At 71.2% G+C, this 24,655-nt stretch carries 24 protein-coding genes; 16 read left to right on the forward strand and 8 right to left on the reverse strand.

The features are described 5' to 3' along the window. Positions 1–11: 11 nt before the first annotated feature. Genes C9J87_RS00250 through C9J87_RS00260 form a run of 3 tightly spaced genes read left to right on the forward strand, consistent with a single transcriptional unit; the run spans position 12 to position 1,979 of the window. Complete coding sequence (locus tag C9J87_RS00250; protein ID WP_010831311.1) at positions 12–371, forward strand: hypothetical protein; 360 nt, start codon at positions 12–14, stop codon at positions 369–371. Next, positions 371–1,579: a hypothetical protein gene (locus C9J87_RS00255; RefSeq protein WP_107704438.1), complete on the forward strand. Its 1,209-nt coding sequence runs from the start codon at positions 371–373 to the stop codon at positions 1,577–1,579. The genes C9J87_RS00250 and C9J87_RS00255 overlap by 1 nt, the downstream gene beginning before the upstream one ends. A gap of 1 nt (position 1,580) precedes the next feature. Then, the gene (locus C9J87_RS00260) at positions 1,581–1,979 is read left to right on the forward strand and encodes a hypothetical protein (RefSeq protein WP_010831313.1); all 399 of its coding nucleotides are present in this window, start codon (positions 1,581–1,583) and stop codon (positions 1,977–1,979) included. A gap of 13 nt (positions 1,980–1,992) precedes the next feature. Here C9J87_RS00260 and C9J87_RS00265 read toward each other — a convergent pair whose 3' ends face one another. The 4 genes from C9J87_RS00265 to C9J87_RS00280 all read right to left on the reverse strand — a co-directional run bounded on the left by C9J87_RS00265 (position 1,993) and on the right by C9J87_RS00280 (position 6,586). After that, the gene (locus C9J87_RS00265; RefSeq protein WP_084622978.1) at positions 1,993–2,958 is read right to left on the reverse strand and encodes an IS481 family transposase; all 966 of its coding nucleotides are present in this window, start codon (positions 2,956–2,958) and stop codon (positions 1,993–1,995) included. A gap of 104 nt (positions 2,959–3,062) precedes the next feature. Further along, positions 3,063–4,340: a hypothetical protein gene (locus tag C9J87_RS00270; protein WP_107704439.1), complete on the reverse strand. Its 1,278-nt coding sequence runs from the start codon at positions 4,338–4,340 to the stop codon at positions 3,063–3,065. Continuing rightward, on the reverse strand, positions 4,337–5,704 hold the full coding sequence (locus tag C9J87_RS00275; protein ID WP_107704440.1) for a calcium-binding protein: 1,368 nt from the start codon (positions 5,702–5,704) through the stop codon (positions 4,337–4,339). Before C9J87_RS00275 ends, C9J87_RS00270 begins: the two co-directional genes overlap by 4 nt. A gap of 27 nt (positions 5,705–5,731) precedes the next feature. Then, entirely contained in the window at positions 5,732–6,586 is an 855-nt protein-coding gene (locus tag C9J87_RS00280; protein WP_107704441.1) for a class I SAM-dependent methyltransferase, read from the reverse strand. Positions 6,587–6,614: 28 nt separating this feature from the next. Between C9J87_RS00280 and C9J87_RS00285 the strand changes: the two genes are divergently transcribed. Further along, positions 6,615–7,340: a Fic family protein gene (locus C9J87_RS00285; protein ID WP_107704442.1), complete on the forward strand. Its 726-nt coding sequence runs from the start codon at positions 6,615–6,617 to the stop codon at positions 7,338–7,340. A gap of 263 nt (positions 7,341–7,603) precedes the next feature. Here the strand turns inward: C9J87_RS00285 and C9J87_RS00290 are convergent, their stop codons facing one another. After that, complete coding sequence (locus C9J87_RS00290) at positions 7,604–8,401, reverse strand: HAD family hydrolase (protein ID WP_010831317.1); 798 nt, start codon at positions 8,399–8,401, stop codon at positions 7,604–7,606. Positions 8,402–8,579: 178 nt separating this feature from the next. Here C9J87_RS00290 and ssd point away from each other — a divergent pair, with 178 nt between their 5' ends. The 8 genes from ssd to C9J87_RS00325 all read left to right on the forward strand — a co-directional run bounded on the left by ssd (position 8,580) and on the right by C9J87_RS00325 (position 13,549). Continuing rightward, positions 8,580–9,599 carry a septum site-determining protein Ssd gene (ssd, locus tag C9J87_RS00295; protein WP_036491855.1) on the forward strand — a complete coding sequence of 340 codons (1,020 nt, stop codon included), beginning with the start codon at positions 8,580–8,582 and terminating at the stop codon, positions 9,597–9,599. After that, a complete protein-coding gene (locus C9J87_RS00300; RefSeq protein WP_010831319.1) occupies positions 9,599–10,750 on the forward strand; it encodes a TadA family conjugal transfer-associated ATPase in 1,152 nt (383 codons plus the stop codon). Before ssd ends, C9J87_RS00300 begins: the two co-directional genes overlap by 1 nt. After that, positions 10,750–11,517 carry a type II secretion system F family protein gene (locus tag C9J87_RS00305; RefSeq protein ID WP_010831320.1) on the forward strand — a complete coding sequence of 256 codons (768 nt, stop codon included), beginning with the start codon at positions 10,750–10,752 and terminating at the stop codon, positions 11,515–11,517. Before C9J87_RS00300 ends, C9J87_RS00305 begins: the two co-directional genes overlap by 1 nt. Beyond that, positions 11,514–12,218: a type II secretion system F family protein gene (locus C9J87_RS00310; protein WP_107704443.1), complete on the forward strand. Its 705-nt coding sequence runs from the start codon at positions 11,514–11,516 to the stop codon at positions 12,216–12,218. The genes C9J87_RS00305 and C9J87_RS00310 overlap by 4 nt, the downstream gene beginning before the upstream one ends. Before the next feature lie 61 nt (positions 12,219–12,279). Next, on the forward strand, positions 12,280–12,426 hold the full coding sequence (locus C9J87_RS19550) for a hypothetical protein (RefSeq protein WP_157953073.1): 147 nt from the start codon (positions 12,280–12,282) through the stop codon (positions 12,424–12,426). Positions 12,427–12,600: 174 nt separating this feature from the next. Further along, the gene (locus C9J87_RS00315) at positions 12,601–12,813 is read left to right on the forward strand and encodes a DUF4244 domain-containing protein (RefSeq protein WP_051204084.1); all 213 of its coding nucleotides are present in this window, start codon (positions 12,601–12,603) and stop codon (positions 12,811–12,813) included. A 38-nt stretch (positions 12,814–12,851) separates the two neighbouring features. After that, positions 12,852–13,181 carry a TadE family type IV pilus minor pilin gene (locus C9J87_RS00320; RefSeq protein ID WP_232819790.1) on the forward strand — a complete coding sequence of 110 codons (330 nt, stop codon included), beginning with the start codon at positions 12,852–12,854 and terminating at the stop codon, positions 13,179–13,181. Further along, positions 13,178–13,549, forward strand: a complete 372-nt coding sequence (locus tag C9J87_RS00325; RefSeq protein WP_107704446.1) for an Rv3654c family TadE-like protein — start codon at positions 13,178–13,180, stop codon at positions 13,547–13,549. The genes C9J87_RS00320 and C9J87_RS00325 overlap by 4 nt, the downstream gene beginning before the upstream one ends. Before the next feature lie 6 nt (positions 13,550–13,555). Here the strand turns inward: C9J87_RS00325 and C9J87_RS00330 are convergent, their stop codons facing one another. Next, complete coding sequence (locus C9J87_RS00330; RefSeq protein WP_010831324.1) at positions 13,556–13,861, reverse strand: hypothetical protein; 306 nt, start codon at positions 13,859–13,861, stop codon at positions 13,556–13,558. Between the two features lie 9 nt (positions 13,862–13,870). Then, a complete protein-coding gene (locus C9J87_RS00335; RefSeq protein ID WP_232819791.1) occupies positions 13,871–16,207 on the reverse strand; it encodes a DEAD/DEAH box helicase in 2,337 nt (778 codons plus the stop codon). Between the two features lie 158 nt (positions 16,208–16,365). Between C9J87_RS00335 and C9J87_RS00340 the strand changes: the two genes are divergently transcribed. From C9J87_RS00340 to C9J87_RS00350, 3 genes are all read left to right on the forward strand, one after another. Then, positions 16,366–16,701, forward strand: coding sequence for an STAS domain-containing protein (locus tag C9J87_RS00340; protein ID WP_036491863.1), 336 nt, complete (start codon positions 16,366–16,368; stop codon positions 16,699–16,701). A gap of 162 nt (positions 16,702–16,863) precedes the next feature. Then, on the forward strand, positions 16,864–19,176 hold the full coding sequence (locus C9J87_RS00345) for a sodium-translocating pyrophosphatase (protein ID WP_010831327.1): 2,313 nt from the start codon (positions 16,864–16,866) through the stop codon (positions 19,174–19,176). 121 nt (positions 19,177–19,297) lie between these two features. Then, a complete protein-coding gene (locus C9J87_RS00350; RefSeq protein WP_010831328.1) occupies positions 19,298–20,755 on the forward strand; it encodes a DUF7059 domain-containing protein in 1,458 nt (485 codons plus the stop codon). A gap of 19 nt (positions 20,756–20,774) precedes the next feature. Here the strand turns inward: C9J87_RS00350 and C9J87_RS00355 are convergent, their stop codons facing one another. Further along, positions 20,775–21,599, reverse strand: a complete 825-nt coding sequence (locus tag C9J87_RS00355; protein WP_010831329.1) for a hypothetical protein — start codon at positions 21,597–21,599, stop codon at positions 20,775–20,777. Positions 21,600–21,857: 258 nt separating this feature from the next. Between C9J87_RS00355 and topA the strand changes: the two genes are divergently transcribed. Continuing rightward, entirely contained in the window at positions 21,858–24,590 is a 2,733-nt protein-coding gene (topA, locus tag C9J87_RS00360) for a type I DNA topoisomerase (protein WP_010831330.1), read from the forward strand. Positions 24,591–24,655 lie beyond the last annotated feature (65 nt).

The following is a 24,655-nucleotide window of genomic DNA, read 5'->3' on the forward strand; positions in this document are numbered from 1 at the left end:
GAAGAGCCGACATGGGTGATGGAGACAGCACCACGAACGACGCCGTCGCGTTGGTGATCAGGTGGGATGACCTGCCGAAGTACTTCGAGGATCTGAAGACGGCGGGGGACCAGGCGCGCGAGATCGAGAAATATGCGAAGGACCAGGTCTTCGACAAGTCCGGCTTCGACTACGACCTGTGCGTGCTGAAACCGTTGGCCGACATGATGGACACGTGCGGCGAACTCTTCGGAGACCTCCGCGAGACCTTCGACGAGCGCTGGGAAGCGCTCGTCGCATCGTTGGCGGTGTCGGCCAAGGAAATCGAGGAGGCCGACGGCATTCAGGGGCAGGGCTACCTGAAGGCGTATCTCGACGTGGTGGAGAGCTGATGGCGGCACGGTTGGGTGACCTCAAGGAGCTGTCCGACATTCTCGTCGAGCCTCCAGAGGGAAAGCAGCAACTGAAGGGCCACGACAAGACCTACGGCGAGATCCGCGACGGCTTCGACTCCGTCCGCGACAAGTGCAACACCGGGATCGACAAGGTGAACGGCTGGCTGTCGGACGCCGGTCGCAGCGAGCGACTGCCGCGGCTGACCGAGAAGAGCCTTGACGAGTATGTCGTGTTCCCGTTGTCGGGGAACTACTACCGAATCCAGCAGAACGACGCTGCGTGCAAGACCCTGAAGAAGGGGATGGACGCCTGGGGCGACAACTTCGGGACCTTGGCGCTCACCTCCACGCTCGCCTTCAAGGGCGAGACCAACCTCGCCTTCGCCGGGCAGTTGGCTGCCTACAAGTTGGTGATGTCGGGCGTCGGCAGCGCGGTCTCCTCCGGATCGATCGTCTTCAACTCGATCGCCAAGGTGTCGGAGAAGATCGCGATCCAGGTCGAGAAGATGCTCATCGAGATGGGCAAGAAGCTTCTCAAGCTGGCGAAGGTCGTGGGCAAGCGCTTCCTGGGTGGCTGGGCCTCAGCCGCACTACTGATCAAGGATCTGGCCCAACACGGCCTGTCCGTGATCACCGACGTGGTCGATGACGTGAAGTGGTGCATCGCCACGATCGACAAGTGCTTCGAGCTCAAGGCAGAGATCGAGACGTGGGCGCAGACCCAGGCCGATCGCCTCGACGCCTTCAAGAAGGTCACCGAGATGGTCAAGCAGCTGCCGACGGTGGCTCTCGGCTCACCGCTGAGTGACATCAAGGCTCCTGACCTGAGCGACGTGTCCAACAACCTCACTGATGTGAAGCCCGACTTCAGTGAGACCGAGGAGGGCAAGGCCGCGGAGGAGGCGATCGACGACAAGAGCGACGACCTCGTCAACAACAGCGGATATGTCCACCCCTCGTGGGCCGAGGCGTGTGTGACACCCCCGCCAGGCATGGCGCACCTGCCCTACATTCCCGGCGACCCGTCGCTGAACGTGCCGCGCAACCCGATCACCGGACAGGTCGACTACTCCCAGAACTGGCTGGATGCGCCGGAGCCGGGCGTGTCCAGCAAGCGCTACTACGAAATGTATGAGACCTGGCGCAAGTCATTGCCCTCCCCCCTGTATGCGCCACCCGCCGAGGGAAAGCCGAGAGGCGCCTGACATGGACATGTACGACGCCTCCACCCCGCAACCACCCCGCGCGGAGATGGGCGAACTCCTGCGGAACATGGCGGCGGACGACTCCGAGCGCCGGATGCTGGGCTTCCTCGAGGAGATCGACGTGGCTCTCGAGGAGAGTCGCGTCCGCGAACGTGAGGAGGGGTTGGACCCCTCGCTAGCAGCGACCCTCCACGCCATCACCGGTCGCGACGCCGCACCCGTGGAGTACCGATCGCTCAATCGCCGCGTGCGTGAAGGAGTGCTGTCCTGGGAGGACTTCTGGTTCGCCCCCGAGGAGCACGCGGGTGGTCACCGGCTGATCAACGAGGCGATGAAGCTCGCGGGCGTCGAGCTGGGCGGCATCTTCAGCAAGCTGGACGAGGAGGAGCCGCCCGACTAGGTGTACCCGGCCATCAGGTTGGTAGCAGCCGGCTGATCGGCGGAAGCCCTCCGAGTGCGCTGTGGCGTCGTTGAGTGTTGTAGTGCTCGAGCCAGGGCGCAAGAGCGGCGGCGCGGTCGTCGTTGCTGATGAAGACCTGGCGGTAGGCCCACTCGGTGGCCAGGGTCCGGTTGAGGCGCTCAACTTTCCCGTTCTGCCAGGGGCAGTGGGGCTTGATGAACTTCTGCTTGATGTCGTGGTCGGCGCAGACTTTGCGCAGCGACCACCGATACGCCCACGCGTTGTCGGTCATCAGTCGTTCGATCTGGGTGATGCCGTGGGTAGCGAAGTAGGCGATGGCGCGTTCGAGGAAGTCGGCGCAGGTCGGGCCTTTCTCGTCGAGCAGGACCTCGGAGTAGGCCAGTCGGGAGTGGTCGTCGACGAGTGAGTGGACGTAGTCGTAGCCGACCTTTGCGGACCGGTCGCGTTGGATCGAGTCGGCTCCACGGCCGTGGGCTCGCCAACCACCACCGTCGGGGATCTTGCCGAGCTTCTTGACGTCCATGTGCACCAGCTCGCCGGGTCGCTCGCGTTCGTAACGCACAGCAGTCTGTTTCGAAGACCGGATCACCTCACCAGTGATCGGGTCACACTCGCGCAGATAGGGCACGTCATGGCGCCGCAGGATTCGTGACACCGTCCGGGCCGAGACCCCGACCTTCGGACCGAGGACGTCGGGCCCGTCACGATGCTCGACACGGGCAGCGAGGACCTTCTGTTCGACCTCGTCGCTGGTCTTGGCCGGCATCGAGTGCGGTCGAGACGAGCGCGTGATCAAACCGGCTTCGCCTTCGTCGGCGTAGCGGTCGATCCAGGTCTTCACGCACTTGCGAGACACCCCCATCGCGGCGGCGATGTGGGCCTTGGGCCAGCCAGCCTGATACCGCTGGACGATCAGTCGACGACCGTGAACGGTCAACCGAGCACTACCGTGGGACACGAGAACCTCCGGGTTGGAGTGGGCCTTAGACAAGCCACATCCCACTCGGGGGTTCTCGTTCGTTCAACCAGGCACGCTGCTACCAACGTCCTGGCCGGGTACAACTAGGGCCTGCCCTTGCAGCTCGTACGCCGCTCGGCCGATGCGCAGAGGTCCGCGCCCCGACCACCGTCCACCGTGTCCCGACCCGGGCCTGCGTCGATCCGATCGGGAGCCCAGGAGCCGACGATCGTGTCGGCCCCGCCGCCACCGTGGAGCACCGTGGACCGCGCGATCTCGCAGTCGATGTGGATGGTCGTGCTCGTGCCCCAGGTGATGTCGTCGGGGCCGCCCCGACCCTGGATCCGCGTGTCGCACTGACCCCCGCGCAGCCGGTTGCGGCGGTCGCTGCCGATCAGCACGGTCTCGCGGGCGTAGGCCGTCGCGTGCTCCACACCGCGCACGTCGGCCACGCCGTCCATCACCAGCGTGCCGGCCCGCAGGGACAGCGAGAGGTAGCCGTCGCGCTCGAGCCGGACCTGGTCGCTGCCGCGGCCGAGGTCGAGCCCGCTCGTGTCCTCGAGGCCGCCGATGACCTGCACGACGTCGTCCCCGCGACCCGTGTCGAGGTCCACCAGCGGGATGCTGCCGCGACGCGTGAGGACGGCGACCTCGTCGGGTCCGGGGGAGCCGGTGAGGATGAGGTGGCCGTCCGCCCGGGTCGCCGTCAGCTTCTCGATCGAGGACCACGTGTGGGTCCGGACGTCGTCGCGGGTCGCCCCCGTGGCCAGGTCGACCTGCCAGGTGGCGCGACCGAGGTCGAGGACCACCGCGTCCCGAGCCGCTCCACCGTCGATCACCCCGCCGAGGGGCATGGTGTCGGGGGCGTCGATGAAGTCGCCGCCGGCGTCGCCGTACACCTCGTCGGGGCCGCCGTGGCTGATGAGCGTGTCGCGACCGCCGCCGCCGTGGAGGACGTCACGGTCGGTCTCACCCCGAGGGCCGGCGGAGACGGTGTCGTGGTCGGAGACCGGGCTGCCGTGGAACTCGTCGGCGCCGGGACCGAGGTTGGCCTCGACCGGCCAGCCGCGCGGCGCGAGCGTCGCGTCCACGACGTCGTCGCCGTCACCGGCGTTGACGGTCAGGCGCCGCGTGACGCGGGCACCCATCGGCTTGCCGGTGACGCAGACGAGGTCGTCGCCGCCGCGGGGGAAGACCGACTGCGAGTTGTTGGTGACGATCACGTCGCGACCGTCGGTGCCCCTGATCGGACTGCCGTCTCCGACGATGGTCGCCGCCTCACCGCGACACGTCTCCCCGGCGGCCGCGGCCGGGGCGGTGGGTACGGCGAGCGAGGCGCCGAGCAGCAGCGCGGCCAGCGACGTGGTGCGTGCGGTGCTCATCGCTCGCAGGACTTGCGGACCTCGGTGCGGCACAGGTCGCGGCCCTTGCTGCCGATGCCGACGTCGCGGCCGGCGTCGCCGAAGATGCGGTCGTTGCCGCTGCTGGCATCGAGCTTGTCCCTGCCGGGACCGCCGAACAGCCGGTCGTCGTTGTTGGAGGCCCGCAGGAAGTCCTTGCCCGCGCCGCCCTTGAGGCGGACGGGCTCGTCGACGCAGTCGGGCGGGGTGCCCTCGAAGGGGAACCGGTACAGCATGTCGTTGCCTCCGCGCCCGTCGAGCTTCACCGAGCACGGCCCGCCGATGAGGCGGTTGTCCCCGTCGTCGCCGGTGAGGTCGGCCTCGCGGCCTTCGGCGAAGACGTCCTCCACCCCGGTGAGGGAGGACGGTGCTGACCCGTCCAGGGAGAAGACGCCCTCGGACAGGTCGACGACAGCGCGCTCGGTGTGGGTCGTCAGCCTGTCGTGCCCGTCGCCCAGCGCGACGCTGCTGCCGGTCGAGGGTGCGACCGAGAGCTCCAGCAGGTCGTCCCCGGCGGCCAGGTCGACGGCATAGGTCGCCGCGGCGGCGCCGTAGATCGAGACGGCGTCCTCGCCCGAGCCGCCGACGACGGTGAGGCGCGCGCCCGGCTGGACGCTGCGGATGCCGACGCTCTCGAGCCCGGTCCAGCGGGAGTGGGCGACCCCGTCGCGGGTGGCTCCCGTGGCCGTCGAGACCTGCCAGGTCGCGGCGTCGACCTCGAGGCCGAAGTTGTCCCGCCCGCCGCCGCCGTCGATGCGTCCCTCGGCCGTGAGTGGCCCGTGGACGCCGAGGGAGTCATCTCCCTCGCCGCCGACGACCACGTCGGGATTCGGGGTGGTCGTGACCTGGCCTGCCGGGGCGGGCGTGCCGCTGGTGATGGCGTCGATGTCACCCGCCGTGTCGATCACGTCGCGCTCGATGTCGATGCCGCCGGCATAGCCGTCGGCTGCCAGCAGGCCGCCGTAGACGACGTCGTAGGAGGGGCCGCCGAGGAACTCGTCGGCGCCCGCACCGAGGACGGCCTTGAGCCGGGTGCTCCCGGCCCCCGAGGCATCGACCACGTCGTTGCCCGGCCCGGCATCGACGGCGGCGTCGATGTAGGCACCTTCCGACATGGAGGGCGCCGTGACGCAGATCAGGTCGTCACCTGCCCCCGCGTCGACCTTGGCGGCCGCGTTGGTGACGATCACGTCGCGACCGTCGGTGCCGGTGACCGTCTGGTTCTTCGCGCCGACGATGGTCGCGGCCTCGCCGCGACAGGTCTCGCCGACGGCGTTGGCGCCGCCGGTGGGGGCGAGGAGCGTGGCTCCTAGCAGAAGTGCGGTGAGTGTCGTCGTACGACGCATGAGATGCCCCCGGGACAGTGGAGCTGCCTAGCGGAAGTCGATCAGCAGCATGTCGGTGTCAGTGCCGTCCGAAATGATCGGACCTTCCTGTGATGCGCCCGACCCGGGTTCGGTTGCGACCTCGGTCGCCTCGTCGCGCTGGTCGATGACCTTCGCGCGGAAGCACTCGACGACATAGGGCAGCTGCATGCCGTCGTGGCCGCGGCCGTAGTCGTCGTAGAGCGCACGCACCGCGTCGAGCTTGGCCTCGCGCTCCTCCGCGGGCAGCGAGGCGATGTAGGACCGGGACGCGACGATGTCGACGAGGGTGTCGCGGGTGACGTCCTGCCAGAAGGCGAAGGTCTTGGCCTCGACGTCCTCGAAGAGCTCGCTCTCGGCCAGGACCTCCTGCGAGCCCGACGTGTGCATCTGCTCGCCCATCACGTCGAGCAGCTTGCGCACCCACGGGATCCGCTTGTCGAAGAAGTTCCAGACGAGCGCGACGTGGCCCCCGGGCCTGAGCACCCGCGCCATCTCCGGCACGGCCAGGTCGTGGTCGAACCAGTGGAAGGCCTGGGCCGCGACCACGACGTCGACACTGCGGTCGTTGGCCGGGATCTGCTCGGCGTCGGCGACCTTGGCGCTCACCTCGGGGACCTGCTCCCGCAGCACCGCGAGCATCGCCGGGTCCTTCTCGGTCGCGAAGACGGCGTGGCCCTGGTCGACGAGCTGTCGGGTCAGCTTGCCGGTGCCCGCGCCGAGCTCCAGCACGATCTTGGCGTCGCCGTCGAGCAGCCACGCGACCGCGTCGGCGGGGTAGGAGGGGCGGCCGCGGTCATAGGCCTCGGCCACGGGTCCGAAGGCCCCGGAGAGCCGCTTCATGTCGGGCTGCTCGTCAGTCATCCGGCTCAGGCTACTAGCGTCCTCCTCCATGACCGACCCCGTCGCTTGGCTCGTGGACCTCGAAGGCGTGCCATCGGCGTACGCCGCTGCGCGCGACGGCATCGACGTGATGCTGCGCGACCGCGGACTGCGCCGCACCTCACCCGAGATGACGGCCGAGTCGCTGCTGCGCGGCGCCCACGCCACGGCCGTGCTCGAGGGGTCGGCCTCGTCGCTGGCCGAGATCCGCGCCGGCGACGGCGACGCGATCGCCCAGGACGCGCTGCGGCTCTCGTCCTCCCAGCTGGCGCTGGCCCCGCTGCTCCGGACTGCCCCGCTGCAGGCGATCGCCCGCCTGCACGCGGTCGTCGCGGGCGGCTCGCTGCCGTCCGAGTCGCTGGGACGCCCGCGGGACGCGGCCTCCGCCGACCGCCTGCGCGGGGTCGCCGAGCTGCTGCTGTCCGACACCGCCGCCCCGGCGCTGCTCGTGGCAGCCATCGTGCACGCGGACGTCGCGACCGCCGCGCCCTTCGCCTCGCACAACGGCATCGTCGCCCGCGCGCTCGAGCGGCTGGTGCTCGTGGCGCGCGGCGTCGATGCGAAGTCGCTGGTCGTCCCCGAGGCGGGACACCTGGCCCTGCGCGCGCAGTACGAGTCCAACCTGCGGGCCTACGCCGAGGTCGGGCCGCGGGGCGTGCACGCGTGGGTGATCTACGCCGCCGAGGCGTTCGCCGCGGGTGCTGAGGCGTCCCCGCTGCGCCGTACGGCCGAATAGGCCAGCTCTCGGCCGGGAAATGCGAACGGCATCCGACCACGGGGATCGGATGCCGTCGCTGACACGTGAAGACTCGGCTATCAGGCGTGCATGTTCTAACTGCGGTCCCGGGCAATTCCCGGTGACACGCGACCTCTTCGAGAGGCTAGATCGCCGCGTGGGTACCCGGCTCACGTGCAAACTCTTGAGTTGTTGTCTTCGTTTGTACGCCGTCCGGAGCCCACTCACAAGGGTTGACATCGCGCGCCGATGATGTGTGCCCGCTATTCGTCGACGCGCCGCTTGCGGGCGTTCGCCCACATGACACCGCCCGCGGCGAGGGCGCCCCCGACGGCCAGGGCGGCCAGCGTCTGCCTGGCCGGCGGGAACGGCACCCGGCTGCGCAGCTCGACCGGCTTGTTGAAGACGAGCACCGGCCAGCCGCGCTCGACGGCGATCTTGCGGAGTTCCTTGTCGGGGTTGACCGCGTGGGCGTGGCCGACGGCCTCCAGCATCGTCACGTCGGTGACGGAATCGCTGTAGGCATAGCTGTTCTCGAGGTCGTAGCCGACGACACGAGCCAGCTCCTCGATGGCGCGGGCCTTCTCCTCGGCGTAGGCGTAGTACTCGATCTCGCCGGAGTACTTCCCGTCGACGATCTCCATCCGGGTCGCCACGACCCGGTCGGCGCCGAGCATCTCGCCGATCGGCCCGACGACCTCCGAGCCGCTGGTGGAGACGATCACGACGTCCCGGCCGGCGAGGTGGTGCTCCTCGATCAGGCTGACCGCCTCGTCGTAGACGAGCGGATCGACGATGTTGTGCAGCGTGTCGGCGACGATCTCGCGCACGGTGGCGACGTCCCAGCCCGCGCACATCGCCGACATGAAGCGGCGCATCTTCTCCATCTGGTCGTGGTCGGCGCCGCCGACGAGGTAGACGAACTGGGCGTAGGTGCTGCGCAGCATCGCTCGCCGGCTGATCAGCCCGCCGGCCTGGAAGGGCTTGCTGAAGGCAAGCGTGCTCGACTTCGCGATGATCGTCTTGTCGAGATCGAAGAAAGCCGCGGTGGGACGGGGCATGGCGCCATCGTAGGCGGGCGCGTGGTCGCTCGTGCGCACATCGTGGTCTTCCGTACGCCGCGGCGTCGGCCGTCGACCGGGTCGCGAACCGTCCACAGACGGGGTGCGTGCAGCCCTGTCCACAGGGGCGGTGCCGGTGGTCGGCGCGCTGTCCCCGGTGTGGGTCAGGGTCGAGGACATGCAGCCCCTCGTCCTCACCCGTGACCCGTCGCTCCTCGACGACCTGGCCCGGCTCGCCGCCGGGGCCGGAGTGCGGCTCGACGTGCGCGGCGACCCGGTCGCCGCCCTCGCGTCGTGGTCGGTGGCGCCGCTCGTGGTCGTCGGCGACGACCTGGTGGGTGAGGTGGCGGCCGTCGCGCCACCGCAGCGGGCGGGTGTCGTCATCGTCTCCACGGCGCCCGCGACCGAGGTGTTCCGCCTGGCGCTCGAGCTGGGTGCTGCCTGCGTCGTCGAGCTGCCGGCGGCCGAGGCACACCTGGGCGCGCTGTTCGCGGACGTGGAGGAGGTGCCGGGTCGCGGCCTCGTCCTCGGGGTCGTCGGCGGGTCCGGAGGTGCGGGTGCCTCGACGCTGGCGTGCGCGCTCGGGCAGGTGGGCGGGCGTGACGGCCCCTCGCTGGTGATCGACACCGATCCGGTCGGCCCGGGGCTGGACCGCCTGCTGGGCCTGGACGAGACGGCCGGGGTGCGCTGGCACGACCTGGCCACCTCCGCCGGCCGGCTCGGGTCCCGCTCCCTGCGCGAGGCGGTGCCGCGCCGCGACGGCGTCGGGGTGCTGACCTGGGCAGCGGGGGCGGCGACACCAGCGCCGCTCGCGCGGGTGCGAGACGTGCTGGCCGCGGGGCAGCGCGGTCATGCGCTGGTCGTGCTCGACCTCGCCCGTCAGGCGGGTGCCCTGTCGGCCGAGCTGATGGCGCGGTGCGACCTCGTGCTCGCGGTGACGCCGGCGACGGTCAGCGGGGTGGCGTCGACGATGCGGTTGATCGAGCCGATGGCCGACACTTCGCGGTGGCGGCTGGCGGCCCGGCGAGGTCCCGTTCCGGTGCGTGACCTCGCTGCCGCGACGGGCGTCCCACTGGCCTTCGAGGTGCCCGAGCAACGAGGGCTCGCCGAGGCCGTCGACCTGGGCCTCGGGCCTGTCCGCCATCGCCGCGCGCCCCTGGGCAGGGCGGTCGCCCGCTTCCTCGCCGAGGTCGCGTGATGGCAGACCTGGATGTCGGACTGGTCGACGACGTGCGCGAGCGGCTGGCCGCGACGCCCGGCGACCTGTCGCCGCACCGCGTCGCCGAGGCGATGCGCGCGGCCGGTCGACCGGTCGGTGACGCCACCGTGCTGGCCGTCCACGACGCGCTGCGTCGCGACGTCCTCGGCTCTGGTCCGCTCGAGCCGCTGCTGCGCCGGACCGGCGTCACCGACGTGCTGGTCAACGGGCCCGACCAGGTGTGGATCGACGACGGCGAGGGACTGCGGCTGACGTCGGTGCGCTTCCGTGACGACGCTGCCGTGCGGCGGCTCGCGCAGCGCCTCGCCTCGACCGGGGGCCGCCGGCTCGACGACGCCACCCCCTATGCCGACGTGCGGCTGCCCGACGGCACCCGCTTCCACGCGGTGTTGGCGCCGACGGCTCGCCCCGGCACGACGATCTCGCTGCGCGTCCCCTCGGCGCGGGCCTTCTCGCTGGACGACCTGGCGGCAGCAGGGTCGGTCAGCCCCGAGTGCGGCGAGGTGCTGCGCGCGATCGTCGGGTCCCGGCTGGCCTTCCTGATCAGCGGCGGGACCGGATCGGGCAAGACCACCCTCCTCGCGGCCCTGTTGGGACTGGTGGACCCGACCGAGCGGTTGGTGCTCGTCGAGGACGCCAGCGAGCTGCGCCCCGCCCACCCGCACGTGCTCGGCCTGGAGGCGCGCCCACCCAACATCGAGGGCGCGGGCGAGATCACCATGCACACGCTGGTCCGGCAGGCGCTGCGGATGAGGCCGGACCGGCTCGTGGTGGGGGAGGTGCGCGGTGCCGAGGTGGTGGACATGCTGGCCGCCCTCAACACCGGTCACGCCGGTGGCTGCGGCACCCTGCACGCCAACTCCGCGAGCGACGTGCCGGCCCGGATCGAGGCGCTCGCCGCGGCCGCCGGTCTGCCCCGCGCGGCGGCCCACAGCCAGCTCGCCTCCGCGCTCGATGCGGTCATCCACGTCGCCAGGGCGTCCGACGGGCGGCGCCACGTCAGCCAGGTCGGAGTGCCGGTGCGCACCGAGTCCGGGACGGTGACCATCGCCACGGCGGTCGCCTTCGGTAGCGACGGCCGGACGACCCGCGGGCCGGCGTCGGTGCTGCTGGCCGAGCGGATCGGCTGATGACGGGCCTGGCCGCGGCGCTCGCCGGGATCGCGGCGTGGCTGCTGCTCCCGCCGGCCCCGGCACTCAGCCCGGCGTGGTCGTGGCGACCGGTGCTGCTCGCAGGGGCCGCGCTCGGCGGCTGGGGGCTGGCGAGCGGCGGGGTGCCGATGCGTGCGGCGGTGGTCGCAGGGGCCGGTGCGGTCGCGACCGCAGGCGGTCGGCTGGTCTGGCAGCGCCGCCGGGAGCGACGCGAGCGCGGTGTGGCGGCGGCCGGGGTGCTCGACGCGTGCGAGGTGCTGGCCGCCGAGCTGGCCGCGGGCCGGCCTCCCGGGCACGCGCTGGCCGAGGCCGCCCGCCGCTGGTCAGGCCTCTCGCCGGTCGTCGACGCGTGGTCGCTGGGCTCCGACGTGCCGGCCGCCCTGCGCCGCGTCGCCGGCGTGCCGGGTGCGGGCGACCTCCGCGTGGTCGCCGCGGCCTGGCAGGTCGCCCACCACTCCGGCAACGGCCTGGCCCACGCCGTCTCGCGGGTCGCGACGCGGATCCGCGCCCAGCGCCAGACCCAGCGGGTGGTCACCTCCGAGCTCGCGTCTGCCCGTGCCACCGCGCGGCTGGTCGCGGCCCTGCCCGTCGTCGCGCTCGGGATGGGGTCGGGAGCGGGCGGCGACCCCTGGCAGTTCCTCCTCGACACCCCGGTGGGGTGGGGCTGCCTGGTGGGCGGGCTCACCTTCGCGGTCGCCGGGCTGTGGTGGATCGAGGCCATCGCCGACCAGGCAGATCCACGATGAGCGTGCTGGCGGCGGTCGCCGCCGCGATGGCAGCCCTGCTCGCGTTCCCGCCCGGTCCGCGGCTGCGGCCTGCGCGGATCCCGTCGACGGAGACGGGTGCCCGCCCCGGCCGCTGGCGCCCGGTGCTCTGCCTGTTCGCCGGCGTGGGTGCCGGCCTGTTCGTCGGAGGACCGGTCGGTGTCGCGGTCGCCCCTCTCGCTGCCGCCGGGGCGTGGATCGCGCTCGGACGCGCGGAGCCGGTCGCCGTACGCCGGGAGCGCGAGGTGGCAGCCCGCGAGCTGCCGCACGTCGTCGACCTGTTCGCGTGCGCGCTGCGCTCCGGAGCGTCCCCGCAGGGCGCCCTGGCCGCCGTCCTGGGTGCGTCCCCCGGCCCGACCGCGAAGCGCCTGGACGGCTCGCTCGCGCGCCTCCGGATGGGGGTCGACCCGGTGCTCGTCTGGGGTGGGCTGGGGGACAACGACGTCCTCGCTCCACTCGGACGCACCCTCGCCCGGGCGGAGACCAGCGGCAGCTCGGTTGCCGACGCGGTCGAGCGCCTCGCCGACGAGCTCGAGCGGTCGGCGTCGGCCGCGGTCGAGGACCGGGCGCGCGCGGTCGGGGTGAAGGCAGCGGTGCCGCTGGGGCTGTGCCTGCTGCCGGCCTTCCTGCTGATCGGCATCGTGCCGACCGTGGCCGGGCTGCTCACGTCCCTGGCTCCATGAGCGTTGTCGCGGTCACTTTGACAGTGGCGGGGACGACGACGTCAACGTGTGGATCAACCGCATGCCCAGCGGCACCCACGTGATGTGCGGCGTCCCCGACACGGTGACGGCCGTCGGCAACGTCCGAGGGTTCTTCGAGCACGTGCGGGCCACGCTGCACGCCCACCTCGACGAGTCGAGGTCCGCGGAGGCGCTCGCGGGCGTGTAGTCGCGGCCCGGTCGGGTCCCGACCGTCCCGATCGCGGGCCACCTTCCGTGCACAGGCCGGGTGCGGGGCGGGTCGTCCACAGGGGCCGGGGTCGTCGCCGACGCGATGGGGGTGGTCCGTCGCAGAGTCGGGGCGAGGGCCCGCATCGGGCGGGCCAGGACCGAGAGGCATCCCATGACCGACCACGCTCCCACCCTGCGCGCGCTGCCGAGTCGCGCGAGCTCGACCGCCGACGAGCGCGGCATCACCACAGCCGAGTACGCCGTCGGCACGGCCGCCGGTGCCGGCTTCGCCGGCCTGCTCTACAAGCTGCTCAGCGGTGGCTTCGGCGACCAGCTCCTCAAGACCCTGTTCGACCACGTCCTGGGACTCCTGGGGATCAAGTGATCCCACGTCCGCGAGGGCGCGCAGGCGAGCGCGGCGCAGTGACTGCCGAGCTCGCGCTCGGACTGCCGCTGTTGCTGGCTGTCACGGTCGGGCTGGTCTGGCTGCTGGCAGCGGCCTCCGCCCAGATCCGGGTCGTCGATGCGGCGCGCGAGTCGGCGCGATCCATCGCGCGCGGCGACTCCGAGCCGGCGGCCCGGGCCGTGGCGACGCGGATCGCGCCGACCGGCGCGGCCATCGACGTGGCGCTCGAGGGCGGCCGCGTGTCCGTCACGGCGAGTGCCGAGGTGGACGGCCCCGGCGGGCTGTTCGACTTCCTGCCCGGCGTGACCGTCAGCTCGCGTGCCGTCGCCGTGCTGGAGGAGGCATGAACGGTCCGGCCCGGTCACGGCCCGGGGACGAGCGCGGAGCGGCGACCGTTGTCGTGCTGGCCGTCAGCGGGTTGCTGATGTTCGTCGGGCTCGGCCTGTCCGGGGTGGCGGCCATCGTCGTCACCCAGCGGTCAGCGCAGGCAGCAGCCGATCTGGCCGCACTGGCCGGGGCGTCTGCCGCGGTCGCGGGTGCGGACGCGTGCGCGGCGGCCGGTCGGATCGCTGCCGACAACGGGGCCGCGCTCGCGGCGTGCCGGCTGACGGGAAGGGTCGTGACCGTCGCTGTGCGCGTCGACGGGCCACGACTCGTCGATCGTCGCTACGACGTCACGGCCGAGGCCCGCGCGGGGCCTGCGGTGTCGGGGTGAGGGGTCTCAGATCCGCTCGTCGGGGGTGGTGTCGTCCGAGCGCCGCTCGGCCTCCGCGCGGTCGAGCCGCTCGCTGAGCTTGTTCAGCTCCTTGCGCTCTTTGCGCTGGGCGATGCTGCGCTGGGTGCCCCACTTGAGGATCGACAGCCCCAGCAGGATGGCGGCCCCCGAGGCGACGCCGACGAAGAAGCTCTCCAGGGTGTTGACCTCGAAGCCGAGCAGCTCACCGCCCGCTCCGGGCTCGCTGACGAACAGCGCTGCCAGGATCGCGCCCGCGCCGACGATGATGAGGAGGATTCCGAGAATGACCATGGCGGCAGGCTACTCGGCGCGGGCGCCGGCGAGGAGCAGGTCGAGCAGCGCGATGGCGCCGGCCTTGTCGAGCGGGTTGTTCTGGTTGCCACACTTCGGCGACTGGATGCACGACGGACAACCCGACTCGCACTCACAGCTGGCGATGGTCTCGCGCGTGGCCGTGAGCCACTCGAAGGCCGCGTGGAACCCGCGCTCGGCGAAGCCTGCACCACCCGGGTGGCCGTCGTAGACGAACACCGTGAGGCGACCCGTGTCGGGGTGCATCGCGGTGGAGACGCCGCCGATGTCCCACCGGTCGCAGGTGGCGAAGAGTGGCAGCAGCCCGATCGAGCAGTGCTCCGCGGCGTGCGCCGCACCCGGGACGTCGGCCGCGACCAGGTCACTCTCGAGGAGCGCGTCGCCCGGCACCGTCCACCACACGGCGGTCGTCCGCAGCGACCGCTCGGGCAGGTCCAGCGGCTCCTCGCTGATCACCTCGCCGCTCGGTTGCCGTCGCTTGAGGAAGGAGACGACCTGGTGCGTGACGTCGACCTCGCCCATCGACAGGCGGCAGTCGTGCCAGTCGCGGTGCGCGCGCTCGGCGACGATCGAGATGTCGGTGACCTCCCGGGCCGACGTCGAGTAGGGCAGGTCGGCGGGGTGCATCACTGCGACGTGCTCCTCGAGGTCGAGCGACTCGACGAGCCAGGTCTCGCCGCGGTGGACGTAGACGGCGCCGGGGTGGGCCGTGCCGTGCGAGCTCGACCCGTCGACGGTGCCGACCACGCGCCCGGTCTCCGACTCGATCAGCTGGACCTGGGCGCCTCCGCTCGACCGGATGTCGGCGAGGTCGCTGGCCCGGCGACGGTCGGTCCAGAACCAGCCCTGCGGGCGCTTGCGCAACAGCCCACCCTCGGTGAGCCGGTCGACGACGGCCCGGGCGCCGTCGCCGAACAGGGGCAGGTCGCTGAGTGCCAGCGGGTGTTCCTGGGCCGCGGCGCACAGGTGTGGTCCGAGCACATAGGGGTTGCCGGGATCGAAGACTGTGGCCTCGACAGGCTGGCCGAGCAGCGCCTCGGGATGGTTGACGAGATAGGTGTCCAGCGGGTCCGCGCCGGCCACCAGCACGCCGAGCGCGTCCTGGGCGCCGCGGCCCGCGCGCCCGACCTGCTGCCACAGCGCCGCCCTGGTCCCGGGGAAGCCCGCGATCAGCACGGCGTCGAGCCCACTGATGTCGATGCCCAGCTCGAGGGCGTTCGTGGCAGCCAGCCCGGTCAGGTCACCGCGACGCAGCGCCGCCTCCAGCTCGCGGCGTTCCTCGGGGAGGTAGCCGCCGCGGTAGGACGCCACCCGGGCCGGCAACGACGGGTCGACGTCGGCGAGGAGCTCGGCGGCCGTCGCGGCCACCTGCTCGGCTCCCCGGCGGGAGCGGACGAAGGCCAGCGTGCGGATGTCCTCGGCGACGAGGTCGGCGAGCAGGTCGGCGACCTCGGAGGAGGCCGCGCGCCGCACGGGCGCACCGTTCTCCCCGGCGTAGCTCGTGAACGGTGGCTCCCACAGCAGCAGCGAGACCTGCCCGCGCGGCGAGTGGTCGGCGGTGATGGCGAGCACGTCGTGCCCGGTGAGCCGACCGGCGGCGACCTCCGGGTCGGCGACGGTGGCGGAGGCGAGGATGAAGGTGGGGTTGGCGCCGTACATCGCGCAGATGCGACGCAGCCGCCGCAGGACGTGGGCGACGTGGGCGCCGAAGACGCCGCGGTAGTGGTGGCACTCGTCGACCACGACGTAGCGCAACGACCCGAGGAAGGCCGCCCAGTGGGCGTGCCGGGGGAGCAGCGAGTGGTGCAGCATGTCGGGGTTGGTCAGGACGTATTCGCCGAAGTCGCGGGTCCAGTCGCGCTGCTCGCGGGTGCTGTCGCCGTCGTGGGTGCAGGCGCGCACGTCGAGGCCCAGGGCGGCGATGTTGGTCAGCTGGTCGTTGGCGAGTGCCTTGGTCGGCGCGAGGTAGAGGACACCCGCCCCGCGCTCGCCGCGTCGGCCCCGCCCCTCGCGGATGGCCGTGAGGGCCGGCAGCTGGTAGGCCATCGACTTGCCCGAGGCGGTGCCGGTGGAGAGCACGACGTGCTGGCCGGAGTGGGCGGCGTCCGCGGCGACGGCCTGGTGCTGCCAGGGGGTCGTCGCACCGGCCCGCTCGAAGGCGGCCCGCACGTCGTCGGCGACCCAGTCCGGCCACGGCGCGAACACGGCCGGCCGGGGCGCCACCACCTCGAGATGACGCAGCCTGCCCTCGCGGCCCGGCACCGCCGTCAGGCGCGCCACGACCTCGTCCACCCGGCGATGCTGGGGTCCGTCGAGGGTGCTCACGTTGCGCAGTGTCGCAAACGGCACCGACACCGGAGCGCCGCGGCTCATCCCCAGGTCATGGGTGGGCCTGCGTGGATGCCGTGAGTCATGGTTTGATGACTCTCGGCAGCATTCGGGGCGTCCTGCTTCGAGTGGAGTTCTTCCGAATCGGAGCAGTCGTGGATCTGACCCTTGCGACCCGCGAGGAAGACGGTCGCGCCATCGTCGCGGTCGGCGGTGAGATCGATGTCTACACCGCGCCCAAGCTGCGCGACCAGATCACCGAGCTCGTCAGTGGCGGCTCCTACCACATCGTGATCGACCTCGAGGCCGTCGAGTTCCTCGACTCCACCGGCCTCGGTGTGCTCGTCGGCGGCCTGAAGAAGGTCCGCGCCCACGACGGCTCGCTCGAGCTGATCTGCTCCCAGGAGCGACTGCTCAAGATCTTCCGCATCACCGGGCTGGCGAAGGTGTTCGTGATCCACGACTCCGTCGACCCGTCCGTCGCTCGCTGACGCTCGCTCGTCGATCGCACGTCGCCGTACGGCGGTGCGGTCGTTCCGGCATGCCCGGAACACGCATGTGATGTGTGACACAGCCGTCCGCGTGATCCGGGTCACAGGTGCGTAGACTCCCGCGCGTTCGTACTTAGACGTTCCACTCCCAGGAGGACGCACATGACCGGGATCGATCCCGCTGTCGTGACGCTCACGGGCACCAACCAGCTTCTGGTCATCGTCGTCCTCGCGATCGCGCTCGGCGCGCTCGCGATGGCGGTGGTGTTCCGCAAGCAGGTGTTGGCCGCCGGTGAAGGCACCGACAACATGAAGACCATCGCCCTAGCTGTCCAGGAAGGCGCCAACGCCTACCTGACCCGGCAGTTCCGCACCCTCGGCATCTTCGCGGTGATCGCGTTCTTCGCGTTGCTCGTGCTGCCGGCGGACGACATGACCGTGCGCATCTTCCGCTCCGTGTTCTTCCTGGTCGGCGCCGGCTTCTCGTCTGCGGTCGGTTATCTCGGCATGAACCTCGCCGTCCGCGCCAACCTCCGGGTCGCGGCCGCTGCCGACAGCGTCGGACGCGAGCCCGCCATGACGATCGGTCTGCGCACCGGCGCCATGGTCGGCATGCTCACCGTCGGCCTGGGCCTGCTCGGTGCCAGCCTCGTCGTGCTCGTCTTCCAGGACACGGCCCCCGACGTGCTCGAGGGCTTCGGCTTCGGCGCCGCGCTGCTCGCCATGTTCATGCGAGTCGGCGGTGGCATCTTCACCAAGGCTGCCGACGTCGGTGCGGACCTGGTCGGCAAGGTCGAGCAGGGCATCCCCGAGGACGACCCGCGCAACGCCGCCACCATCGCCGACAACGTCGGCGACAACGTCGGTGACTGTGCCGGCATGGCTGCAGACCTCTTCGAGTCGTACGCCGTGACGCTGGTCGCCGCCCTGATCCTCGGTTCGCAGGCCTTCGGCGACAAGGGTCTCGTGTTCCCGCTGCTGATCCCGGCCATCGGCGCCCTCACCGCGGTGGCGGGTGTCTACCTCACCAGGCCCAAGGCGGGGGAGAACGGCCTGAAGACGATCAACCGTTCGTTCTACCTCTCCTCGGGCATCGCGGCGGTGGCCAGCGTCGTGCTGGCCTACGTCTACCTGCCCAGCAGCTTCGCCGAGTTCACGAACATCTCCGATGCGCTCATCGACGCCGAGGGCGATCCGCGGTTCATCGCTGCGTCCGCCGTCGTCATCGGCATCGTGATGTCCGCAGGGATCCTGGCGCTCACCGGCTACTACACCGGCACGGAGCACCGCCCCGTCAAGGACGTCGGCAAGACCTCGCTCACCGGTGCGGCCACGGTGATCCTCGCGGGTCTCTCGGTCGGCTTCGAGTCGGCCGTCTACACCACGCTGGTCATCGGAGCGGCCGTGTTCGGCGCCTACCTCCTCGGCGGCGCCGCGCTCACCGTGTCGCTGTTCGCGGTGGCGCTCGCCGGCTGTGGCCTGCTGACCACGGTCGGCGTGATCGTGGCGATGGACACCTTCGGTCCGGTCTCCGACAACGCACAGGGCATCGCCGAGATGTCGGGTGACGTCAGCCCGGAGGGCGCGCAGATCCTGACCGAGCTCGACGCGGTCGGGAACACCACCAAGGCGATCACCAAGGGCATCGCGATCGCGACGGCCGTGCTCGCCGCGACCGCCTTGTTCGGCTCCTACGCCACCTCGGTGTTCGATGCCTTGGTCGAGGCCAACCCGGCGCAGGACGAGTTCTTGCAGTTCGACGTCTTCAACCCGGCCGTCCTGGTCGGCGTCCTGCTCGGCGCCTGCGTCGTCTTCCTCTTCTCCGGACTGGCGATCAACGCTGTCGCACGAGCCGCGGGAGCGGTCGTCTACGAGGTCCGCCGCCAGTTCCGGGAGATCCCCGGGATCATGGAGGGCACCGGTCGTCCGGAGTACGGCAAGGTCGTCGACATCGTCACCAAGGACTCGCTGCGCGAGCTCGTGACGCCCGGCATCCTGGCAGTGCTGGCTCCCATCGCGGTCGGCTTCGGCCTCGGCGCCACCGCGCTGGCGGGCTTCCTCGCCGGCGCGATCGGCACCGGCACCCTGATGGCCGTCTTCCTGGCCAACGCGGGCGGCGCCTGGGACAACGCGAAGAAGCTCGTCGAGGACGGTCACCACGGCGGCAAGGGCTCGCTCGCCCACGAGGCCACCATCATCGGTGACACCGTCGGCGACCCGTTCAAGGACACCGCCGGCCCGGCCATCAACCCGCTGATCAAGGTGATGAACCTCGTCTCGCTGCTCATCGCGAGCGCGGTTGTCTCCATGAGCGTGGGCGATGACCAGAACGACGTGCTGCGGATCATCATCGCCGTCGTCGCGGTCGGCATCATCGCCGCCGCGATCTACGTCTCCAAGCAGCGCGAGGTGTCGATCAGCGACGACGGTGACAACACTGGCTCCTCGTCGATGGCACCGCACGCCACCACCTGATCCACCCCAGCACGACGACGGCCCGCCGGGAGACCGGCGGGCCGTTGCCGTTCCACGGTGGCGCGGCGGTCACCGCAGGCGCCCGCGTACTCAACCTCGTGCACGCTGGAAGACTGTCGTCATGACCGCCGCCCCTGAGCTCACCCTGGCCACCGATCTGCGAGCAGCGCTCGTCGCGGCCGACTTCACCTACGACGCCGTGGCCGAGGTGCTGGGCGACCAGGGCCACCGCGCGCTGAGCCGCAACGAGACCACGCCGGGCGTACGCCGCACGGCGGACGGCTCCGCACTGAGCACGCTCACCCGGCTGTTCCTGCTCCAGACGCCGACCACGCACGCGGAGGCGGAGCGTGCGCTGCCCGGACTCGTGGACCGGCTCTGCAACGCCGGCCTGCTCGAGCAGAGCGTCGGCGAGGTCGCGGCTCGGATGGACGTCCGCCCCTACTCCACCGACGACGTCGACCTGTGGGTCGTCTCCGACCTGACCCCCGGCCTCGACGGCGCGCCGACCCGGGTCGGCGCCGACCACGTGCTCGGCATCTCCAGTGCCTCGACGAGCCTGGCCCAGCTGACGGTCCGCGACGAGGTCGGCCGCGCGCTGGACCTCGGGACCGGGTGCGGGGTGCAGGCCCTCCACCTCGCGACCCATGCGGCGAGCGTCGTCGCGACCGACGTCAACCAGCGCGCGCTGTGGATGACCCGCTTCAACGCGGTGCTCAACGGCGTTGAGGTCGACGTGCGCGACGGCTCCTTCTTCGAGCCGGTGGCCGACGAGAGGTTCGACCTGATCGCCACCAACCCGCCGTTCGTGATCAGCCCCGCGACCGGCGAGCGGCTCGTCTACCGTGACTCCGGGCTGCCCGGAGACCGCGTCGTCGAGGACATCGTCCGCGCGGCGCCGGCCCACCTCACCGAGCGCGGCCTGTGCCAGATCCTGGCGAACTGGTCGATCCTGCGCGGCACCGAGTGGGACGAGCGCCTCGCCTCCTGGCTGCGCGACGACTGCGACGCGCTGGTCATCCAGCGCGAGGTCATCGACCCGAGCGAGTACGTCGAGCTGTGGCTCAAGGACGAAGGCGTGCACGGCACCCCCGACTACCCGCGCCGCTACGACACCTGGCTGTCGTGGTTCGACGAGCAGGGCATCGAGGGCGTCGGTTTCGGCTGGATCAACCTCCAGGCAGGCGGCAGCGGACAGCACCGGCTCGAGGAGTGGCGCTACGACGTCGAGCAGCCGATCGGGCCGGCGATCGCCGACCACTTCACCGCGACCCGGAGCCAGATCGACGTGACCACGCACCTCGTCGCCCGGCCCGACGTGCTGCAGGAGACGCAGGGCCCGCCCGGCGCCGAGGACCCGGCCACCATCGTCGTCCGCCAGCAGCGCGGCTTCCGGCGAGCCCGCCAGGTCGACACCGTGGAGGCTGCCCTGATCGGCGCCAGCGACGGCGACCTGTCGGTGGCACAGATCCTCGATGCCGTTGCCGAGCTCACCGACCAGGACGGCGAGGAGCTGCGCGCGACCTACCTGCCGGTCGTGCGCGAGCTGGTCGACGAAGGCTTCCTGACCACGCCGTGACCCGGGTCGCCGCGCGCGGTCACGACGCCTCGTCGAGCTCGCCCGGCTCGGCGATCCGCGCGCTCGCCAGGGCCTGCTCGCGCAAGCGGAGGAGGGTACGGCGAGTGCGGGCCGTGAGCAGGTCGGGCCGGCCGAGCGCCTCGAGCTCGGGCGTGATCGGCCGTCGCCAGCCCGAAGATGCGGTCGCGGTCGGCCAGGTGACGCGCAGGGCCGCCTGCACGGACTTGCCGTAGGCACTGGGATAGGCCGTCAGCCCGAAGTGGTCCCGCAGCTGCGACTGGGTGCAGATCGCATGGCCGCTGCCGGGGAACCAGCCGTTGGCCTTGCCGACCGCCCACACGATCCCGGCGGCGACGTGGGAGGCGGTCGGCGCCAAGGAGACCGCCTCGCGGTCGACCTCCCACAGCGTCACCAGGGCGCGCCGGCACGCGTTGCCCCACTCCTCCACGTGCAGGAGCACGTTGGCACAACCGTCGAGAAGCTCCGCGACGGCCAGCAAGCGCTGCTGGTCGGACGCGCGCTCCGCGGTGGGCACGTCGGTGTCGTCGTCACCGAGGGGCTCGCCGCCCAGCGCCAGGAGGGAGTCGCGGCCGCCGGCCTGTTCGTCCAGCCACTCCAGCAGCCGGACGTGGACGGGGACCGCGGGTGACGGCGCGGGCTCCACCGGCTGCCGCTCGCGAGCCAGCGACCGCGCGAACTCGGCGTACGGGCCATCGGCTGCTTGTTCCGACCAGGTCTCGGCCAGACGGCCGCCGACGAAGACGAGGTGCGTGACGACGTCGCTCTGTGGGTGGACGGAGGGGTAGGACGGGGTGGACCAGGGGTCGTCATAGTGGTCGTGCACGGGTGCTCCTTCGGGTGGTTGTGGTGACGTGTCACGCTGGCACCACCGACCGACAATCGAGCTCGGTTATCCACAGACCCGGCCCCGGCCGCCCGTTGCACCGTCCATCCACAGGGACGCGCAGGAGTGGACGTCTCGATTTCACGCGCTACGGTTGCGGCGCAATCGGGTCGGCACTGGGGACGGACACCGGGATCTTGCGTCGCGGACTCACTGGGAGTCGCCCGACGATTCATTGGCAGGGAGCAGGAGAAACACGTGGCACACAAGCTGGTCATCGTCGAGTCGCCCAAGAAGGCGCAGATGATCGGCGGCTACCTCGGCAGCGGGTATGTCGTCGAGTCGTCCATCGGTCACATCCGCGACCTGCCCAACAACGCCGCTGACACGCCGGCCAAGATCAAGGACAAGCCGTGGGGCCGGCTCGCCGTCGACGTCGACAACGGCTTCGAGCCCTACTACGTCGTGCCGCGCGACAAGAAGAGCCACATCGCGAAGCTGAAGAAGCTGCTCAAGGACGCCGACGAGCTCTATCTCGCCACCGATGAGGACCGCGAGGGTGAGGCCATTGCCTGGCACCTCCTCGACGAGCTCGCCCCCAAGGGCATCCCGGTCAAGCGGATGGTCTTCCACGAGATCACCAAGTCGGCCATCCTCGCGGCGGCCGACAGCCCGCGTGAGCTCGACATGGACCTCGTCGAGGCCCAGGAGACGCGCCGCATCCTCGACCGCCTCTACGGCTACGAGGTCTCACCCGTCCTGTGGCGCAAGGTCATGTCCGGCCTGTCCGCGGGTCGCGTGCAGTCCGTGGCCACCCGGCTCGTGGTCGACAAGGAGCGCGAGCGGATGAAGTTCCGCGTCGCGTCCTACTGGGACCTCGAGGGCACCTTCGACGCCGGCAGCTCCCACGACCAGCGGATGTTCCCGGCCAAGCTCCACTCCCTCGACGGCGCCCGCGTCGCCCGCGGCAGCGACTTCGGCCAGGACGGCGTCCTGAAGAAGGACGGCATCGTCCACCTCGACCGCGCCCGCGCCGAGGCCCTGGCTGCCGCGCTCGAGGACACGACGTACGACGTCCGGTCGGTCGAGTCCAAGCCCTACCGCCGCTCGCCCTATGCGCCCTTCCGCACCACCACGCTCCAGCAGGAGGCCGGCCGCAAGCTCGGCATGAGCTCCAGCGTCACGATGTCGGTCGCGCAGCGCCTCTACGAGGGCGGCTACATCACCTACATGCGAACCGACTCCACGACGCTGTCGGGCACGGCCATCAACGCCGCCCGGGAGCAGGTTCTCGAGCTGTACGGCGCCGAGTACGTCCCCGACGCCCCGCGCACCTACGCCTCCAAGGTCAAGAACGCGCAGGAGGCCCACGAGGCGATCCGCCCGGCCGGCGACTCCTTCCGCACGCCCGCGCAGAGCGGCCTGACCGGCGACCAGTTCCGGCTCTACGAGCTGATCTGGATGCGCACGGTCGCGTCGCAGATGAAGGACGCGACCGGCCAGTCCGTCTCGATCCGCATCGGCGGGACCTCCTCGACGGGTGAGGACGCAGTCTTCTCCGCGAGCGGTCGCGTCATCACCTTCCACGGCTTCCTCAAGGCCTACGTCGAGGGCACCGACGACTCGTCGCAGCGCGACGACCAGGAGACCCGCCTGCCCAACCTGACCCAGGGCGAGGCCGTCTCGGCCGCGTCGGTCCAGGCCGCTGGGCACGAGACGAAGCCGCCGGCGCGCTACACCGAGCCGACGCTGATCAAGGAGCTCGAAGAGCGCGAGATCGGGCGCCCGTCGACGTACGCCTCAATCATGGGCACCATCGTCAACCGCGGCTACGTCTACAAGAAGGGCTCGGCGCTCGTGCCGGCCTGGCTGGCGTTCTCCGTCGTGCGACTGCTGGAGAACCACTTCCCGCGGCAGATCTCCTACGAGTTCACCGCCCGCATGGAAGACGTCCTCGACGACATTGCCGGCGGTCGCCGCGACCGCAAGACCGAGCTGGCCGAGTTCTACTTCGGCGGCGGCGAGATCGAGGGCCTGCACACGCTGGTCAACGAGCTCGGCGACATCGACGCCAAGGAGCTCGCGACCTTCCCGATCGGCGAGGGCATCGACCTGCGCGTCGGTCGCTACGGCCCGTACGTCGAGGGCCCCGGCCCCGAAGGCGACGAGGGCGCGCTCGTGCGGGCCAACGTGCCGGACGACCTGCCGCCCGACGAGCTGACGCTGGTCAAGGCGCGCGAGCTGCTCGCCAACCCGGCCGGCGAGGAGGCCGTGCTCGGCATCCACCCGGAGACCGGGCTGGAGGTCGTCGCCAAGAACGGCCGCTTCGGCCCCTACGTCACCGAGGTCCTGCCCGAGGACGCGCCCAAGTCGGCCAAGGCGCGCACCGGCTCGCTGTTCAAGTCGATGTCGCTCGACACCGTGTCGCTCGAGGAGGCCGTCAAGCTGCTCGAGCTGCCGCGCGTCGTCGGCGCAGGCGAGGACGGCGAGGAGATCACCGCGCAGAACGGGCGCTACGGCCCCTACCTCAAGCGCGGCACCGACTCCCGCTCGCTGACCAGCGAGGACCAGATCTTCGACATCACCCTCGACCAGGCGCTCGCGATCTACGCCCAGCCCAAGCAGCGCGGTCGCGGTGCCGCGGTCGCTCCGCTCAAGGAGCTCGGCAACGACCCGGTCTCGGGTCAGCCGGTGGTCGTCAAGGCCGGCCGCTTCGGGGAGTACGTCACCGACGGCGAGTACAACGCCACCCTGCGCAAGGACGACACCGTCGAGTCGATCACCCTCGAGCGCGCGGCCGAGCTGCTCCAGGAACGGCGCGACAAGGGCCCGGCGAAGAAGGCGGCCAAGAAGGGCGCCAAGAAGGCGCCGGCCAAGAAGGCCGTGAAGAAGACCGCCGCGAAGAAGACGACGGTCAAGAAGGCCACGACCAAGAAGGCTCCCGCCGCGAAGAAGACGGCGACCAAGAAGACGCCGGCGAAGAAGGCCTGATCGACCCCGCGATGAACTTCTACTCCTACGGGTGGAAGTTCATCGTCGCCCGAGCGTGGCCGGTC

This window comes from Nocardioides allogilvus (assembly GCF_003047285.1).
In the GTDB taxonomy this organism is placed as follows: domain Bacteria; phylum Actinomycetota; class Actinomycetes; order Propionibacteriales; family Nocardioidaceae; genus Nocardioides; species Nocardioides allogilvus.

Coding starts and splice junctions, on each gene's coding strand:
- C9J87_RS19550 (WP_157953073.1), top strand. CDS start 12,280: ATGCCCAGCGGCACCCACGTGATGTGCGGCGTCCCCGACACGGTGACG.
- C9J87_RS00345 (WP_010831327.1), top strand. CDS start 16,864: ATGACCGGGATCGATCCCGCTGTCGTGACGCTCACGGGCACCAACCAG.
- C9J87_RS00280 (WP_107704441.1), bottom strand. CDS start 6,586: ATGACTGACGAGCAGCCCGACATGAAGCGGCTCTCCGGGGCCTTCGGA.
- C9J87_RS00250 (WP_010831311.1), top strand. CDS start 12: ATGGGTGATGGAGACAGCACCACGAACGACGCCGTCGCGTTGGTGATC.
- C9J87_RS00255 (WP_107704438.1), top strand. CDS start 371: ATGGCGGCACGGTTGGGTGACCTCAAGGAGCTGTCCGACATTCTCGTC.
- C9J87_RS00310 (WP_107704443.1), top strand. CDS start 11,514: ATGAGCGTGCTGGCGGCGGTCGCCGCCGCGATGGCAGCCCTGCTCGCG.
- C9J87_RS00315 (WP_051204084.1), top strand. CDS start 12,601: ATGACCGACCACGCTCCCACCCTGCGCGCGCTGCCGAGTCGCGCGAGC.
- C9J87_RS00305 (WP_010831320.1), top strand. CDS start 10,750: ATGACGGGCCTGGCCGCGGCGCTCGCCGGGATCGCGGCGTGGCTGCTG.
- C9J87_RS00285 (WP_107704442.1), top strand. CDS start 6,615: ATGACCGACCCCGTCGCTTGGCTCGTGGACCTCGAAGGCGTGCCATCG.
- C9J87_RS00325 (WP_107704446.1), top strand. CDS start 13,178: ATGAACGGTCCGGCCCGGTCACGGCCCGGGGACGAGCGCGGAGCGGCG.
- C9J87_RS00290 (WP_010831317.1), bottom strand. CDS start 8,401: ATGCCCCGTCCCACCGCGGCTTTCTTCGATCTCGACAAGACGATCATC.
- C9J87_RS00330 (WP_010831324.1), bottom strand. CDS start 13,861: ATGGTCATTCTCGGAATCCTCCTCATCATCGTCGGCGCGGGCGCGATC.
- ssd (WP_036491855.1), top strand. CDS start 8,580: ATGCAGCCCCTCGTCCTCACCCGTGACCCGTCGCTCCTCGACGACCTG.
- C9J87_RS00270 (WP_107704439.1), bottom strand. CDS start 4,340: ATGAGCACCGCACGCACCACGTCGCTGGCCGCGCTGCTGCTCGGCGCC.
- C9J87_RS00260 (WP_010831313.1), top strand. CDS start 1,581: ATGGACATGTACGACGCCTCCACCCCGCAACCACCCCGCGCGGAGATG.
- C9J87_RS00350 (WP_010831328.1), top strand. CDS start 19,298: ATGACCGCCGCCCCTGAGCTCACCCTGGCCACCGATCTGCGAGCAGCG.
- C9J87_RS00275 (WP_107704440.1), bottom strand. CDS start 5,704: ATGCGTCGTACGACGACACTCACCGCACTTCTGCTAGGAGCCACGCTC.
- C9J87_RS00300 (WP_010831319.1), top strand. CDS start 9,599: ATGGCAGACCTGGATGTCGGACTGGTCGACGACGTGCGCGAGCGGCTG.